The organism is Spirillospora sp. NPDC047279, from assembly GCF_040643285.1.
Lineage (GTDB): Bacteria > Actinomycetota > Actinomycetes > Streptosporangiales > Streptosporangiaceae > Spirillospora.
The window spans coordinates 138174-154133 of sequence record NZ_JBEYUA010000004.1 but is presented as its reverse complement, the minus strand read 5'-3'; the positions used below and the strand labels follow the sequence as shown (position 1 = coordinate 154133).

The 15960-nt window shown below is 73.8% G+C and carries 15 protein-coding genes; 5 read left to right on the top strand and 10 right to left on the bottom strand.

Annotated features, from left to right (window positions below; translation table 11 throughout):
- The first annotated feature begins 269 nt into the window (after positions 1–269).
- From ABZ810_RS11065 to ABZ810_RS11055, 3 genes are read left to right on the top strand one after another with little or no spacing between them, the layout of a single operon-like run.
- Entirely contained in the window at positions 270–896 is a 627-nt protein-coding gene (locus ABZ810_RS11065) for a class I SAM-dependent methyltransferase (protein ID WP_358401995.1), read from the top strand.
- A gap of 5 nt (positions 897–901) precedes the next feature.
- Positions 902–2095: a hypothetical protein gene (locus tag ABZ810_RS11060; RefSeq protein WP_358401993.1), complete on the top strand. Its 1194-nt coding sequence runs from the start codon at positions 902–904 to the stop codon at positions 2093–2095.
- 41 nt (positions 2096–2136) lie between these two features.
- Positions 2137–2952, top strand: a complete 816-nt coding sequence (locus tag ABZ810_RS11055; RefSeq protein ID WP_358401991.1) for a WecB/TagA/CpsF family glycosyltransferase — start codon at positions 2137–2139, stop codon at positions 2950–2952.
- Here the strand turns inward: ABZ810_RS11055 and ABZ810_RS11050 are convergent.
- Positions 2834–3532: a hypothetical protein gene (locus tag ABZ810_RS11050; RefSeq protein WP_358401990.1), complete on the bottom strand. Its 699-nt coding sequence runs from the start codon at positions 3530–3532 to the stop codon at positions 2834–2836. The two genes, ABZ810_RS11055 and ABZ810_RS11050, sit on opposite strands and share 119 nt — an antisense overlap.
- Positions 3533–3670: 138 nt before the next feature.
- On the opposite strand from ABZ810_RS11050, the gene ABZ810_RS11045 reads away from it, so the two are divergent.
- Positions 3671–4693 carry a hypothetical protein gene (locus ABZ810_RS11045; protein WP_358401988.1) on the top strand — a complete coding sequence of 341 codons (1023 nt, stop codon included), beginning with the start codon at positions 3671–3673 and terminating at the stop codon, positions 4691–4693.
- Positions 4694–4708: 15 nt separating this feature from the next.
- Positions 4709–6055, top strand: coding sequence for an O-antigen ligase family protein (locus tag ABZ810_RS11040; RefSeq protein ID WP_358401986.1), 1347 nt, complete (start codon positions 4709–4711; stop codon positions 6053–6055).
- Between the two features lie 11 nt (positions 6056–6066).
- Here the strand turns inward: ABZ810_RS11040 and ABZ810_RS11035 are convergent, their stop codons facing one another.
- From ABZ810_RS11035 to ABZ810_RS10995, 9 genes are all read right to left on the bottom strand, one after another.
- On the bottom strand, positions 6067–7050 hold the full coding sequence (locus tag ABZ810_RS11035) for a hypothetical protein (protein WP_358401984.1): 984 nt from the start codon (positions 7048–7050) through the stop codon (positions 6067–6069).
- Positions 7051–7060: 10 nt separating this feature from the next.
- Positions 7061–8149 (bottom strand): DegT/DnrJ/EryC1/StrS family aminotransferase, encoded by a 1089-nt coding sequence (locus ABZ810_RS11030; RefSeq protein WP_358401982.1) that lies wholly within the window; start codon positions 8147–8149, stop codon positions 7061–7063.
- Positions 8146–8823 (bottom strand): NeuD/PglB/VioB family sugar acetyltransferase, encoded by a 678-nt coding sequence (locus ABZ810_RS11025; protein WP_358401980.1) that lies wholly within the window; start codon positions 8821–8823, stop codon positions 8146–8148. Before ABZ810_RS11025 ends, ABZ810_RS11030 begins: the two co-directional genes overlap by 4 nt.
- Entirely contained in the window at positions 8807–10273 is a 1467-nt protein-coding gene (locus tag ABZ810_RS11020; protein ID WP_358401978.1) for a lipopolysaccharide biosynthesis protein, read from the bottom strand. The genes ABZ810_RS11025 and ABZ810_RS11020 overlap by 17 nt, the downstream gene beginning before the upstream one ends.
- Complete coding sequence (locus ABZ810_RS11015; RefSeq protein ID WP_358401976.1) at positions 10270–11505, bottom strand: glycosyltransferase family 4 protein; 1236 nt, start codon at positions 11503–11505, stop codon at positions 10270–10272. The genes ABZ810_RS11020 and ABZ810_RS11015 overlap by 4 nt, the downstream gene beginning before the upstream one ends.
- Positions 11502–12620 (bottom strand): DegT/DnrJ/EryC1/StrS family aminotransferase, encoded by a 1119-nt coding sequence (locus tag ABZ810_RS11010; RefSeq protein ID WP_358401975.1) that lies wholly within the window; start codon positions 12618–12620, stop codon positions 11502–11504. The genes ABZ810_RS11015 and ABZ810_RS11010 overlap by 4 nt, the downstream gene beginning before the upstream one ends.
- A 5-nt stretch (positions 12621–12625) precedes the next feature.
- Positions 12626–13816: a glycosyltransferase gene (locus tag ABZ810_RS11005; protein ID WP_358401973.1), complete on the bottom strand. Its 1191-nt coding sequence runs from the start codon at positions 13814–13816 to the stop codon at positions 12626–12628.
- Between the two features lie 99 nt (positions 13817–13915).
- Positions 13916–14881: an NAD-dependent epimerase/dehydratase family protein gene (locus tag ABZ810_RS11000; RefSeq protein ID WP_358401972.1), complete on the bottom strand. Its 966-nt coding sequence runs from the start codon at positions 14879–14881 to the stop codon at positions 13916–13918.
- Positions 14878–15933, bottom strand: coding sequence for a Gfo/Idh/MocA family oxidoreductase (locus ABZ810_RS10995; protein ID WP_358401970.1), 1056 nt, complete (start codon positions 15931–15933; stop codon positions 14878–14880). The genes ABZ810_RS11000 and ABZ810_RS10995 overlap by 4 nt, the downstream gene beginning before the upstream one ends.
- Positions 15934–15960 lie beyond the last annotated feature (27 nt).

Genomic DNA, 15960 nt, shown 5'->3' with positions numbered 1-15960 from the left:
CGTATCCGGCCATCAGCCCACGCCGGTGGGTAGCGACACGGACACGGATCGGAGTAATGCCGGGCCGGACCGCGTGGCGCAGTTCATTTCAAGACCGGTCCAATGCGTGGCGCGAGAAGGCTCGCCAGTTTACAAGAACGGTTGACCAAAGTAGGCCACTCTTCCGGCTGGCTTTCCCGGTGGCGTTGGCGCCAATAATGAGCCGAATCATTGGCGGGGGTGACGGGGATGATCGGTTGAGCCGTATTCATACTTTCCGGAATCGTTTTGTGGACGCACCGGACTCGTTCGGCGCGCGGTATCGCGCCCGACGATGGAACTGGCTCCGCAAGGCCTTTCCCGAACTCGAGCGAATGTCGGTCATCGACCTCGGCGGCACCGCGGACGTGTGGTTGCGCGCGCCCGTGCGGCCCGCCGCCGTGCACATCGTCAATCTGGAGAAACCACCGGAGGGCCTGCCCGACTGGCTGCGCGCCGACCACGGCGACGCCTGCGAGCTGCCGCCCGAGATCCTGGCCGGCGACTACGACCTGGTCATCTCCAACTCGGTGCTGGAGCACGTCGGCGGGCACGCCCGGCGGCAGCGGTTCGCCGACGCCGTGCACGCCCTGGCCGAACGGCACTGGGTGCAGACGCCCTACCGGTACTTCCCGGTCGAGCCGCACTGGGTCTGCCCCGGCATGCAGTTCCTGCCGCTGGCCGCGCGGGTGACCGTGGCGCGGCACTGGCCGCTGGTGCACACGCCGCCGCCGGACCGCGAGACCGCGCTGCGCTCGGTGCTCGACATCGAGCTGCTGAGCCGCACCGAGATGCGCGCCTACTTCCCGCGCTCGGACATCCTCTCCGAACGTGCCGCGGGCCTGACCAAATCGATGATCGCGGTGAAGACGACGTGACCGGCGTGAGCGACGTACGTACCGACCTGCCCCGGCTGCGCCTCCTCGGCGAGGCGGACCCCGAGGCGCGGGACGTCATCACCGGCCTCATCGACGACGCCGTGCGCGGCCTGCCGCGGATGCGGCCGGGGCGCGCTCTTCCCGGGCGGCGCGGCGCGGACGGCGGGTTCGTCTTCACGCTGCGCGGCCGGCAGGCCGAACCGGCCGGGACCAGCCTGCGGTACGCGGCCATCGTGGCGCTCGGGGCGCATCTGCTGCCCGAGCCCGGGCAGCGCGCCGCGCTCGGCGGCGACTCGGTCGAGGAACTCGTCGACGCGCTGGTGGCACGGGTGGAGGTCACCGGTCCGGACGCCGTCACCTCGCTGGGCGACCTGGCGCTCGTCTGCTGGGCGGCGGCCGAGACCCGCCATGCCGGGCTGCCGCGCGCGCTCGACCGGATGACCGCGGCCGACCCGCCGGGCGGGCCCCCGGTGTTCACGGTGGACGCGGCCTGGGTGGCGTCGGCCCTGGCGGCCGTCCGGGACGCCGGCGACGTGCCGATCCCGGAGGAACATCTCGACCGGGCCCGGCTCCGCCTCCTGGACGGCCTGGGCGGACGGTCGCTGTACTCCCACGAGGTGGGCGGCCACGGCCTCGTCCCGCGTTTCCGTTCCCATGTCGGCTGCTTCGCCGACCAGGTCTACCCCGTCCAGGCGCTGGCCCGGCTCGGCGACGAGCTCTCGCTCGAGGGCGCGGCCCGCGTCGCCGCCACGATCTGCGCGGCGCAGGGCGCCGGCGGCCAGTGGTGGTGGCACTACGACGCGCGCGACGGCGGGGTCGTCGAGGGCTACCCGGTCTACAGCGTCCACCAGCACGCGATGGCGCCCATGGCGCTGCTCGACCTGGCCGACGCCGGCGGCCCCTCCCACCTCGACGCGATCGCCCGCGGCGTGCGCTGGATGACCCGGCCGCCGGAGACCGGCGAGTCCCTCGTCCTCGGCGGCGACCCGGTCATGACCTGGCGCAAGGTCGCCCGCAAGGACCCCCGCAAGGCCGTGCGCGGCGTGCGCGCCGCGACGACCGGGCTGCGCCCCGGATGGCGGCTCGCCCCCCTGGACAGAGCGTTCCCCCCGGTCGCCGTCGACCGGGAGTGCCGGCCGTACGAGCTCGGCTGGCTTCTGCACACCTGGCTCGTCGACGAACCGAGGGAGACATCATGACGGGCGCGCGTCCAGAACCGGACCGGCGACACTTTCTGGGCGTGTGGGTCGATCCGCTGACCATCGACGAGACCGTGGCCCGCTGCGTGAAGGCGGTCGAGGAGCGGTCACCGGTGACGATCGGGGTGCTGAACGCGGCCAAGATCGTGAAGATGCGCAAGGACGAGCGGCTGCGCGAGGCGGTGCTGAGCTGCGACGTGGTCCTGGCCGACGGGCAGTCGGTGGTGTGGGCCTCGCGGCACCTGCGCAGGCCCCTGCCCGAGCGGGTGGCGGGCATCGACCTGATGCTGGCGCTGCTGCCCGAGGCGGAACGGCGCGGCCACCGCGTCTACCTGATGGGCGCGCGGCAGGAGGTCCTGGACCGCATGGTCGCCGAACTGCTGCGGCGGTTCCCGAAGCTGGTCATCGCCGGCTCGCGGCACGGCTACTTCTCCTCGGCCGAGGCGCCCGACATCGCCGACGAGATCCGCGAGTCGAAGGCCGACCTGCTGTTCATCGGCGTCTCGTCGCCGATGAAGGAGCTGTTCGTCCGCGACTGGGCGGCGCGCACCGGGGCGCAGGTCGTCCACGGCGTCGGCGGCACGTTCGACGTGCTGGCCGGCGAGGTGCGGCGGGCGCCCGTGTGGTGGCAGCGGCACGGCATCGAGTGGCTCTACCGGGTGCTCCAGGAGCCGCGCCGGCTCGGCCCGCGCTACTTCACCACCAACTTCGCGTTCATCGTGCTGGTGGCGCGCGAGCTCATGCGCGGCCGGCCGCGCCCGCACGGCTCCGGCCGGGACCGCGGCGCGGCAGTGCGCGGGCGAGGAACGCTGCGGCCGCGCGGGGCGATGCGCCCGCCCGGCGGCGGTCGGCCGTGACCGCCGCGTACACCGCGCCGATCCCGCCGAGCAGCAGGATCGCGAGGAGCGCGCGGGACGGGCGGCCGGACACCGGCACCGCCCGATCGCTGCCCGCGGTCACCCGCCACGAGATGAACGAGCCGGGCCGCGCGCCCTGCGCCACCTGCTCGCGGCGCAGCCGGTCGCGCAGCACCTCGAGCACGGCCAGGTGGGTGCGCCGCACCCGGGCGGCGTCCTTCCCGGTCACGGTCACGGTGAGGTACGGCTGATCGTGGATGGGAAGCTCCTGGTTGCCCCGGTTGGCGAGGACGACCTGGAACGCCGTGGTGCCGCCGGCCCGCAGGATCTCGGACCGGCCGGCCGCGGAGTTGACCCCGCGGGTGAGCACCTCGGCCGTGGTCACCAGGGCCGGGGTGAAGCTCGCGTACGAGTTGCGCGGGAACGGCGCCTGCGGCGACAGGAAGGTGACGACCGAGCGGGCCTCGTAGCTCGGCGGCGCCAGCTTGACCAGCGCCGCGACCGACACCGTGAGGACGGCGACGGTCAGCGTCACCATGAGGTGGCGCCGCAACGCCGTCACGAAATCCCGAACCGCCACAAGCCACTCCACTTCCCCGTGTCCGAGACATCGTGGCACGAGAGGGGCGCCGAACGAGGCGAGTAACCGGGTGTGGCCAGACCCGGGGGGTTGTGGACGATCCCCCGTACCGACAACGTGGTCATGAAGGGGGGACTGATGGATCTGCTCGACTGGGTGGGAACCCTGTTGCGGAGATGGTGGCTGACCGTGCCACTGCTCGTGCTGTCGCTGTCGGGCGTCGGTGCCGTCGCCGCCGTGACGCCCTGGACGTACGAGGCGCAGGCGAGTGGTGTCCTCCTCGCCTCCCCGTTCCAGGCGAAGCAGGCGGGCGGCAACCCGTGGCTGGTCTTCGACAGCTCGCTGACCGTCACCGCCGAGGTGGTGGGCCGCGAGATGATGGACGAGCGCACGGCGGCCGAGCTCAAGGCGCGGGGGCTGACGGCGGCCTACCAGGTGGGGGTCGCGCCCGACTCCACCGGCCCGGTGCTGATGATCGAGGTGACCGGCTCCGACCCGAAGGTCGTCAAGGCCACGCTCGACGCGCTGATCACGATCGTGCCGGAGCGGCTGACCAAGCTGCAGGCGCAGGAGAGCGTCGCGCCGCGCGCCCAGATCAAGATGAACGTGATCAGCGCCAGCCCGAAGGCCGCGCTGGTGTCGACCGACAAGGTGCGCCTGTGCGTGATGGTGCTGTTCGTCGGGCTCGTCCTGACGGTGGCGGTGCCGTTGTTCGCCGAGGTGTTGTCCGAACGCCGGCGCGCCGCCCGCGGCGTCGGGCCCGCCAAGCGCGGCAAGGGCAAGCCCGGGCCGAAGGGTGCGATGGCGGGCGAGCCGAGGGACGGGACGAAGGCGAAGGGCAAGCCGCGCAAGGCAGGGTCCGAACCGCCCGGCCGCAGGACGGAGCGCACGGCGGAGCGGGCCACGGGCCACGGCTCCGACCGCGCGCCGGAGCCCGCACCGGACCGCACGGCCGACCGTTCCGCCGAACGCGCTCAGCGGGAGGACGAGCTCGACCCGATGGGGCTGACCCGCCCGGATCTGCAGATCCCCCACGACATCCCGCTCCGGAAGGGCAAGCCCAAGGCGTCCACCGGCAACACCGCGTCGGCGTCGTCGGCGTCCAACGGGGCCACGCCGCCCGCGTCCCAGCGGCCCACGCAGTCCGAGCCCGACGCCTGACCCCGGCGGCCATCCATGTCCACGATCATGGCGGCCCCCGCCGACCGTCCCGAGGCGCGTCCGCTCCTCGGCCAGGTCGACGGGGTCACCGTCCTCAGCGTCTTCGTCGTCGTCCTGACGATGGTCCCCGCCCGGTTCGTGGTGGGCCCCCTCGGCGCCGCCGGCACCCCGGCCGGCGTGATGGCGGTGTTGTGCCTGTTCTGGTACCTCAGCGCGATGATCACCTCGCGCACGTCGCCGATCATCGGCCGGCAGCCGGTCCGCACGGTCGCGGTGGTGTTCACCTGCGCGATGCTCGCCTCGTACGCGGCGGCGATGAGCCGGCCGATGCCCGGCCTGGAGGTCAACGGCGCCGACCGCGGCCTGATCCTCACCGCGGGCTGGGTCGGGGTGGCGCTGCTGGCCGCCGACGGCATCCCGCGGCTGGACCGGCTGGAGGCGGTGCGCCGCCGCCTGGTGATGGGCGGCGGGGTCATCGCGGTCCTGGGCGGCCTGCAGTTCTTCACCGGCTTCGACCTGGCCGGGCATCTGGCGTTCCCCGGGCTCACGACCAGCACCAACTACACCTCGCTGTTGCAGCGCGAGGAGTTCAACCGGCCGATGGCGACCGCGACGCACCCCATCGAGTTCGGCGTCGTCCTGGCGATGTTGCTGCCGCTGGCCGTGCACGGCGCGGTGTTCGCGCCCGAGGGCAGGAAGGGCCGCCGCTGGCTGGTCGTCGCGCTCATCCTGATGGTGCTGCCGATGACGGTCTCGCGGTCGGCGGTGCTCGGCATGGCCGTGGTGTGCGTGGTGATCCTGCCGATCTGGCCGGCGATCTGGCGGGTCGTGGCGATCATGGTGCTGGGGGTGCTGACCGTCGCGCTGCGCGCCCTGGTGCCCGGCCTGATCGGCACGCTGACCAGCCTGGTGTCCAGCATCGGCACCGACTCCAGCACCGTGGCCCGCTCCAGCGACTACGTCGTCCTCGGCGAGGCCGTCGCGCACCGGCCCTGGCTCGGCCAGGGGTTCGGCACCTACCTGCCGCAGTCGTACCGGATCCTGGACAACCAGTACCTGCTGTCGCTGGTCGAGACCGGGGTCGTCGGGCTGGTCGCGCTGCTCACCGTGCTGCTGTCGGGCTGGTTCCTCGCCCGTTCCGCGCGCCGGGCGAGCACCGACCCGGAGGTGCGCCACCTGGCGCAGTGCTTCGCCGCCGCGGCGGCGGTGGCCGTCTTCTCGTTCGGCACGTTCGACGCGTTCAGCTTCCCGATGGTCGCCAACCTGGCGTTCCTGATCCTCGGGTGTTGCGGGGCGCTCTGGCGCCTCACCCACGACGGCTCCGGCGGCGGGGCCGGCGACGCGGGCGCCGAGCAGGCCTGACGGCCAGGCGGTCAGGACGGCTGGACGGCCTTGCCCGTCCCCTCCCAGATGTTGTCCCGCCAGACGTTGCCGCTCCCCGACCTCTCGAACCGCGTCACCGGCCCGTAGTAGCCGCCCTTCTTGAAGAGGGAGCGGCTGAAGACGTTCCGCACGACCTTGATGTTGGACGTCTTCCCGAACCGCCCCCGGCCCGCGTACAGCGAGTAGCCGCCACCCGCGAGCATGTTGCCGTCGACCGTCACGTCGTGCGCGCGGCCGAAGTCCTGGTAGATGGACACGGCGGAGGTCTGGCCGACCGGGTTGAGCACCACGTTGCGCCGGATGACCAGCGACAACCCGGGGGCCGGGCCGGAGTTGGACTGGATGCCGGTCACGTGGTCGCCGGGGAACTCCTTGAGGTTCCTGATCACCGACTCCTCGATGAGGCCGTGGTCGGTGTTGACGCCGTTGCTGACGGTGTGGACGTGCACCTTCCGCACCGTCAGCATGCCGCCGTGGTTGACGATCCCGTACTGCACCTTGGCCCGGCCGTCGCCCTTGACCTCGCTGTTCTCCACCCGCAGGCCGGACACGCCCTTGCGCTGGATGATCGCCCACTGCCCGGCGCCGACCACCTGCGTGTTGCGGATCGTCACGTCGTTCGCCTCGACGTTGATCTCGGTCGACACCTTCAGCCCGTCGATGATCGCGCCGCGCTTGCGCACCGTGATGGGGCCGCTCGAACGCAGTCTCGTGCCCTGCGGCACCCCGGTGGTCCGCAGCGTGGGCCAGGCCAGGCGGGTGCCCTCGCCGCCGGGCGGGCGCTGGGACTTCAGCCCCAGCTTGGGCGCCGGCAGCGCCGAGCCGGACGGCCGGTCCGGGGACGCGGCCGGTCCCTGGCCCGGGCCCTTGCCGGACGGCGGCGCCGACTTCCGGGCGCCGTCGTCGTCCGAGCACGCCGCGAGCGAGCCGATCGCCAGGACCAGGGCCGGCGCGAGCACCGTCTTCCGAGTCATGCGATTCCCTTCAGCCGAGGAGGATCTTCCTGAGCGCATCGGTCACCCTCTGCTGCTGCGCGTCGGTGATCTGCGGGAACATGGGCAGCGAGAGGATCTCGCCGGCGGCCGCCTCGGTCACCGGGAAGTCGCCGGGCCCATGGCCGAGCCACCGGAAGGCCGGCTGGAGGTGGACCGGGACCGGGTAGTGGACCCCGGTGCGCACCCCCAGCTCGGCCAGCCGCCGGGCGACCTCGTCGCGCCGCGGCACGCGCACGACGTACAGATGCCAGACATGGTCCTCGCCCGCGGCGGCCGGCAGGACCAGATCCGGGATGTCGGCGAGGAGTTCGCGGTACCGCTCCGCCGCGGTGCGGCGCTGCTGGTTCCAGCCGGCGAGGCGGCGCAGCTTGGCCCGCAGCACGACGGCCTGGAGGGTGTCGAGCCGCGAGTTGAAGCCGACGATCTCGTGGTGGTACTTGCGTTCGCTGCCGTGGTCGCGCAGCAGCCGCAGCCTGGCCGCCAGGTCCGCGGAGCCGGTGAGCACCGCCCCGGCGTCGCCGTAGGCGCCGAGGTTCTTGCCGGGATAGAAGCTGGTCGCCGCGACGGCGCCGAAGAGCCCGCGGCCGTCGCGGACCGCGCCCTGGGACTGCGCCGCGTCCTCCAGCACCGGCGGCCCGAGTTCGAGGAACGGCGGCATGGCGGCCAGCCGGCCGTACAGGTGCACGGGGATGATCGCGCCGGTCGCCGGGCCCACCGCGGCGGCGGTCCGGTCCGGGTCCATCAGCAGCAGGTCGGCGTCCACGTCCACCAGGACCGGCTTGGCGCCGGCCCGCACCACGGCCTCGGCGGTGGCGACGAACGTGTTGGCCGGCAGCACGACCTCCGCGCCGGCGCCGACGTCGAGGGCCCGCAGCGCCAGCTCGATCGCGTCCGTGCCGTTGCCGACGCCGACGCAGTGCCCGACATCGGTGAAATGGGCGTACTCCCGTTCGAACGCCGCCACCTCCTCGCCGTTGATGAACGAGGTCGCGGCCAGCACGCGGTCGAAGCCGTCGCGGACCACGCGATCCACCTCGGTGTGGGAGGCGGCCAGGTCGACGAAGGGCACATCGGTCATCGGGTTTCCTTCCGCTGCGGTGCGGGCCGCAGGAATCGGGCGGGCGAGCCGACCCAGACCTCGCCCGCGGGAACGTCGTCGAGCACCACCGAGCCCATGCCGACCAGCGCGCCGGGCCCGACGGTGACGCCCTGCCGGAGCAGGGCGCCGGAGCCGAGGTAGGCGCCGCGGCCCACCCGGACGCCGCCGCCGAGACGGACCCCGGCGGCGATCGTCGCGAAGTCCTCGATGACGTCGTCGTGCGTCACCGTGACATGGGGCATGATCGCGACATGGGCGCCGACCTCGCACGAGGCGGTGAGCACGGTCTGGGCCAGGAGCACCGAGCCGGGGCCGACCCGCGAGGACGGCGACACCCACGCGGCCGGGTGCACGAGCGTGGCGTACCGTTCCGGCGGCAGGTCGAGCCGCCGGACGATGCGTTCGCGGCTGCCGTAGTCGCTCGGGCTGCCCGTGCAGACCACCAGGCTGATCTCGGGCTTGCCGGCGAACGTGCCCGCCGCGCCGGCCACCGGCACCCGGTCGACCGTGGTGCCGTGCCGCCCGGGGTCGTCGTCGGCGAAGCCCAGCAGCCGCCAGCCGGGCAGCGTGGCGACGGCCTGCGCGGTCTCGCGGCCGAATCCGCCCGCGCCGACGATCACCAGGTCGCGGCGCGGGTCATGCGGGGGTGGCATCGGCGCCCTCCAGGTTGCGCAGCCCGTCGAGGGCCGCTCGTGCGCGGCGGAAGAAGAAGGCGAGCGCGGCCAGCGCGACCAGCCCGGCCACGGCGAGCGCGATCAGGTCGAACGAGATCGTGGTGTGCGCGGCGGCGGCCGCCACGCCGACCAGGGCCGCGATCAGCGCGGGCAGCGCCAGCTGGGCGAGGACTGCGCGCGCCGAGACGCCCGCACGGTGCAGCTCCCACAGGTAGAGCGGCAGCACGAGGCACGCCGCGACCGCGACGTGCGCCGCGGCGACGCCCGCGATGCCGCCGGCCTCGGCCCCGACGAGCAGCGCGGGGACGAGCGCCACCAGCCAGACCACCTGGAGGGTGAACACCACCCGGGACCGGGCGAGGACGACGAAGTAGTCGTACATCAGCTCGAACATGATGCGCAGGCCGCCCAGCAGCGCCAGCCACATCAGCACGTCGGCGGCGGGCGCCCACGGTCCGCCGTACACGACCTGGATCAGCGGCTCCGCCGCGCCCGCGAGCAGCAGGCAGACCGGCAGCGTGAGACCGGCGAGCAGCCCGGTGGTCGAGACGAACGCCCCGCGCAGCACCGGCGGGTCGTGCTGGAGCCGGGCGAACGCGGCCGGGGCGACGCTGCGCACCGGCTGCGAGAACACCGTCACCGGCCAGTTGGACAGGTTGAACGCGAGCACGTAGAAGCCGAGCGCCGTCGCGCCGAGCGTGTGCCCGACGATGACCTGGTCGACCGTGGTCACCCCGAACACCACGATGCTCGACCCGGCGAGCGGCAGGCCGAAGCGCAGCAGCGCCCGCGCCCTCTCCCGGTCGAAGCCGAACCGCAGCGGCTCGGGCGACGCCCGCACCAGCAGGATCGCCGAGCCCGCCGACCCGGCCAGCCGCCCCACCGCCAGGCTCATCGCGCCCATGCCGGTGGCGGCGAGCACGATCGACACGATCGCGCCGCCCCAGTTGTTGACCTGGTCGGCCAGCATCTTGCGGTCCTGCCGGAAGCCGCGCTGGATCAGGGCCGCGGGGACGGCGACCAGCCCGCTGACGACGACGCTGAGCGTGAGCAGCCTGATCACGTCGGCCGCGCCGGGCGCCCCCATCGCCGAGGCGAACGCGGGCGCGGCGAGGAAGCAGCCCGCGTAGATCAGCACGCTGGCGGCCACCGAGATCGTGGCGACGGTGGGGGCGATCTCGCGCGGATCGCCGGGCCACCGCACGATCGCCAGGCTCACGCCGAGCTCGTGGAAGCTGAGCACCGCCAGCAGCGCGACCATCGCGACGGCGAAGACGCCGAACTCGGCCGGGCCCAGCAGCCGGGCCAGCGCGATGCCGATGGCCAGCGTGCCGAGCCGGCCCACGGCGGCGTTGGCCAGGCTCCAGCCCAGAGCCCTGGACGCCTTGCCGAACAGGGAGTCCTCGTCGCCGACGGTCAGTCGCCTCACCCGCGGGGCCTCCTCGCGACGGCGTTGAAGTCGTCACGGGCCGCCGACCCGCGGAAGCGGCCCGCCTTGCGCCGCACCTTGTAGGCCGCGACCCGGCCGACGGTGCTCACCGCGTCCCACCGTCCGGCCGCGTCCGGCCCTCCGCGCGCGGCGGCCAGCGCCGCGGTGTAGATCTCCACCTGGACGCGCGCCGCGCGCTCCAGGCTGAACCGGTCGGTCACCAGCCGCCGGCCGTAGTCGCCGAGCTCCTTGCGCCGGACCTCGTCGGTGGCCAGGTCGCGCAGGACGGCCGCCAGCTTGGTGGCCCCCGGGCCCCCGACCCCGTACCAGCCCTGGTCGAGGAAGATCTCGGCGGTCTCGGGCGTGAGCAGCTCGAAGAAGCCGTGCTCGCCCTGCACGATGAGCGGCCGGGCGAACGCCAGCGCCCGCAGCGCCGAGCCGCCCATGCCGAGCGCGATCGACGCCGCCGCGTACGCCGGGCGCGGGTCGTCCAGCTCGCCGGTGAGGATGACGGCGCGCCGCCCCAGCCGGGCGTTGACCTCGGTGGCGCGGGACTCGACCTGGGCGCGGCACGGGCCGTCGCCCACGATGACCAGCCGCAGCGGCAGCGGGTCGAGCGTGCCGATGACGTCGATGGCGGTGAGCAGCCCCTCCAGCTTGAGCTCGGCGACCAGGCGGCAGACGACGACCACGTCGAGTGCCCTCCCGTCGAGCCGGAACCGCTGCCGGAACTCCTCGGCCGGGTGGTCGGGGGCGTTGGCCCGCACGTCGACCGGCGGCTCGATCAGGTGCACCGCGCCGGGCCTGCGGCCGCGCCGGCCGAGCACCGTCCGCCGGATGTCCTCGGTGCCCACCACGAGCGGGAGGGACGGCGGCAGGAACGGCGCCACCGACATCGACATCACGGTGCAGACGGCGGCCAGGTCGCGACGGCCCCGGGCGGCGTGGAACGCCTCCAGGCCGGGCGGCCACTCGTACCCGTGGACGACGTCGAAGCCGCGGTCGGCGGCCAGCCCGCGCAACATCCGGACGGTGGCCGGGGACGGGCGGCGGCGGCCGGGGTCGAGCGGCAGGTGCTCGATCCCCGCGGCGCGCACCCGCTCGACCAGCGGGCCCGGCTCGCCCGCGACCGCGACCTCGTGCCCGAGGTCGCGGACGGCCGCGGCCAGCTCGATCGCGTTGAGCTGGCTGCCGCCGATCTCCATCGCGTGCGGGTAGACCAGGATCCTCATGCCGGACCAGCCACCGCCGCGACCTCGGCCACGACGCGTTCCTGCTGCCCGGCGGTCATCTCGTGGAACATCGGCAGGATCAGCGAGCGGGTGGTGAACCGGTCGGTCACCGGCAGGTCGGCCGCGGTCCCGGCGTAGGCGGGCTCACGGTGCGCCGCCATGATGCCGCGGCGCGCCGAGATGCCCGCGTCGAGCAGCCCCTGCAGGAGGTCGTCGCGCCCCACCGGGTGGTCGTCCGGCAGCATGATCCAGAACGACTGGTAGTTGGTCGTGCCGTGGCCGGGGTCGTTCACGCACACGAATCCGGGCAGGTCCGCGAACAACCGCCGGTACCGTTCGGCCAGCTCGCGGCGGCGCGCGACGATCGCGTCGAGGCGGGTCAGCTGCACCAGCCCCAGCGCGGCCTGCATGTCGGTCATCCGGTAGTTGAACCCGGTCTCCTCGTACTCCTCGATCACCACCCGGGCGCTGCCGTGCCGGTCGGCGGCGCTCACGTTCATGCCGTGCTCGCGCAGCCGCCGCCCGCGCGCCGCCCGGCCCGCGTCGCCGGTGGTGAGCATCCCGCCCTCACCCGTGGTCAGCAGCTTGCGCGGGTGGAACGACCAGGCGGCCAGCTCGGCGCCCGCCCCGACCGGGCGGCCCTTGTAGGTCGCGCCGACCGCGCACGCGGCGTCCTCGATCACGGGCACGCCGCGCGGGTCGCACAGCGCCCGCACCTCGTCGAGGTCGGCCGGCACCCCGGCCTGGTCGACGAGGATCACCGCGCGGGTGCGCGGCGTCAGCACCATCTCGACCGTCTTGGCGGTGAGGTTGGCGGTGACGGGGTCGACGTCGGCGAACACCACGTCCGCGCCCGCGTGCCGCACCACGTTGGCGGTCGCGATGAACGACAACGACGGCACGACCACCTCGTCGCCCGGGCCCACTCCCGCCAGCAGCAGCGCCAGGTGCAGGGCCGTCGTGCAGGACGACGCGGCCACGCCGTGGCCGGCGCCCATCCGCGCGGCGAACGCCGCCTCGAACTCGGCGACGCGCGGGCCCTGGGCCACCCAGCCCGAACGCACGACCGCCGCGACCGCGGCGGCCTCCTCCTCGTCCAGCACTGGCTTGATCACCGGGATCACGGTGCGGGTACCTCCTGTCGCCGGCCGCCGGGGACCGGGTCGATGTCGAGCAGATCGGCCAGCGTCCGCGCGCGGCCCGTCCAGGTGTGCCGCGCGGCGAACCGCCGGCGCCGGGCCCGCAGCCCGGGCGACGCCCCGGCCGCGAGCTCCTCCCCCACCGCGCGGACGAACTCCGCGGTGGTGGCCTCGGCGCGGACGAGGGCGGCGCCCTCGCCGTCGCCGTCCGCGCGCAGCCAGCGCGTCGCGGGCAGGTCGGTGGACACCACGGCGCGGCCGGCGGCCAGGTAGTCGAGCGTCTTGATCGGGAAGCTCGCCCGGTTGAAGCCGTCGAGCAGGTACGGGGTGAGGCCCACCTCGATCGTGCTGAGGTAGGAGGGCATGTCGGCGAACGGCTTGCGGCCCGTCCAGCAGACGCCGGGCCGGTCGCACAGCGCGCGGAACCGGTCCGGCTCGTAGCCGGGGTCGTGCGGCCCGACCAGCACCAGCGGGTGCCCCGCGTCGGCCACCGCCTCCAGCAGCCCGAGGTCGATGCGGCCGTTGATGTGGCCGGTGAACCCGGCGGCGGGACGCCCGTCGAAGCGCGGCACGTCGGCCGGCCACGGCGCCGTGCCGATGCCCTCGTACACCTCGGGCGCGCAGCCGTTGGGGACGAGCTCCGCCTCCCGCCCGCGCTCGCGGCACAGGTCGGCCAGCGCCGGGGACACCACCGCGACCACGTCGGCGCGGGCCAGCATCCGGTCCCGGACCGCGGCCAGCCGCCGCCGCGGCAGCCGGATCAGGTCGGCGCCCGCGACGATGTCGTCGGTGGCGTAGTAGAGCGTGCGGGCGCCCGGCACGGCCGCCACGACGTCCAGCGACGTCGCCACCACGACGGCGGAGACCCGGTCGCCGGCCCGCCGCGCGGCGCGCCGGGCGGCACGGCGCACGAGTGCGGCGGTGACGCGGTGCATGCCGGGCCGGTACGCGCCCGGCAGCACCCTCGGACGGAGCCGCCACACCCCCGTGTCCTCCCGCCGCAGCGCGGAACCGCGCAGCGAGCCGGCGAGCTGGGGCCGCAGCAGCGGCGTCAGGACCGACACCGGCGGATCGACGTAGAGCACGGGCTCCAGGACGTCGAGCCGGTCGGCCAGCTGCCGGTCGGTGCCCGCCACCCCGTCGTACGCCGTTCCCCCGAAGTAGACGATCACCCAGGCTCCCTGCGCTCGCTCACACGGTCTCCCGCTCGCTCACTCGGCCTCCCGCTCGCTCACACGGTCTCCCGCTCGCTCACTCGGCCTCCCGCTCGCTCACTCGGTCTCCTCGCGCGCGGCCCGCCACCAGTCGACCAGTCGTCGCAGTCCCTCCTCGAGGTCGATCTGGGCCTTCCAGCCGAGCGACTCCCGCGCCGCGGACACGTCGGCCAGCCGCCGTGTCACGCCGTTGACCGCGCGGGCCGGGCCGAACTCCACGCCCAGCTCCTCGGCGTTCATGATCCGCAGCAGCGCGGCGGCGAGCCCGCGCAGGCTCGTCTCGGTGCCGCTGCCGATGTTGAACACCGTGTCGGTGGCGTCCGCCTCGGCCGCCGCGAGGTTGGCCCTGGCGATGTCCTCGGTGAAGACGAAGTCCATGGTCTGCAGGCCGTCGCCGAGGATGAGCGGCGACCTGCCGTCCACGATCCGCTCCATCCAGCGGATCAGCACCTCGGTGTAGAGCCCGTGCACGTCCATCCGCGGCCCGTACACGTTGAAGTAGCGCAGCGCGACGTAGTCGAGGCCGCGCATCGCGTGGAAGCTGCGCAGCATGCCCTCGTTGAACGACTTGGCCGCGCCGTAGAACGTGTCGTTGGCGTACGGGTGGTGGTCCTCGGTGGTCGGGAACTCCGTCGCCATCCCGTACACCGAGGCCGAGGACGAGGCGACGACCTTGCGCACGCCGGCGTCGGCGGCGGCCTCGATCACCTCGTAGGTGCCGTCGACCAGCACCTCCAGGGCGAGCCGAGGCTCCTCGGCGCACTGGGTGATGCGGATGGCCGCCAGGTGGAAGAGCACGCCGACGCCGTCCATCAGCTCGCGCACGAGCGCGCGGTCCCTGATGTCGCCCTCCACGACCCGCAGGCCGGGACGGGTGACGTCGCCGAGGTTGGCACGCCGCCCGCGGACGAAGTTGTCCAGGACGATCACTTCGCCGGCGCCCGCCTCCAGGAGTTGGTCGACGACGGTGGACCCGATGGTCCCGGCTCCCCCGGTCACCAGGCAGCGGGATCCTTCGATCATTGGCTCTCCTCGAGAACGTTCTGTACGGGAACGAGCGCGCCGCCCGTCTCCACGCTTCGGCTGGCCGCCTCCAGCAGGGCGACCACGCGCAGGCCCGCGCGGCCGTCGGTGGTGGCGGGGCGTCCCGCGGTGATCGCGGCGGCCAGTTCGGTCATCACCTCGCGCAGCGCCTCCCGTTCGGGCAGCGCCGGGACGAGGATGTCGCCGACGCGGTAGGAGATCAGGGCCTGGTGCCGTTCGGCCTGCCCGAGCCCGCCGGCCGGGGTCAGGTCGACGCCCCGGTCGTAGACCGCGACCCGCTGCATCGGGTTGAGGTCGTCCCAGACGATCGTGCGCCGGGACCCCCCGATCACCGTGGTCCGGATCTTGGTGGGGCTCAGCCAGTTGACGTGAACGTGGGCCATGACGCCCGTCGACAGCTGCACCGACAGGTGGGCGACGCACAACCGCCCGGCGTCGATCGGATCGCTGCCGCGCGCCGCCACCGCCTCCACGGCCACGCCGGCGGGCAGGACGAAGTCCAGGATCGACAGGTCGTGCGGCGCCAGGTCCCACAGGACGTCGACGTCCGGCTGGACCAGGCCCAGGTTGATGCGGACCGAGTCGACGAACTGCACGTCGCCGATCTCACCGCCCCGGACCAGCTCCCTGATCTTCCGTACCGCCGGCGTGTAGCAGTAGGTGTGGTCGCACATCAGGACCAGGCCGTTCTGCTCGGCCAGCCGCACCAGCTTGGCGCTCTCCGCCACGCTCGGCGTGAGCGGCTTCTCGACGAGCACGTGCTTGCCCGCCTCCAGCGCCGCCCGCACCAGGTCGAAGTGCGTCGCCGCGGGCGTGGCGATCGCCACCGCGCCCACCTCGGGGTCGGCCAGGACGTCCTGGTACGAGGTGGTCGCGCGGACGGTGGTGTAACCGCCCAGCACGGCACGGGCCCGTTCCTCGTCGAGGTCGCACAGCCACTTCAGCCGCAGCGCCGGCGTGGCCTGGGCCGTCCGTACCAGGTTGGGTCCCCAGTAGCCGGCACCGACCACGGCCAGGCCTATGGGCTCCATCAGTGTGTTCTCCTCGTCGTCGGGAAC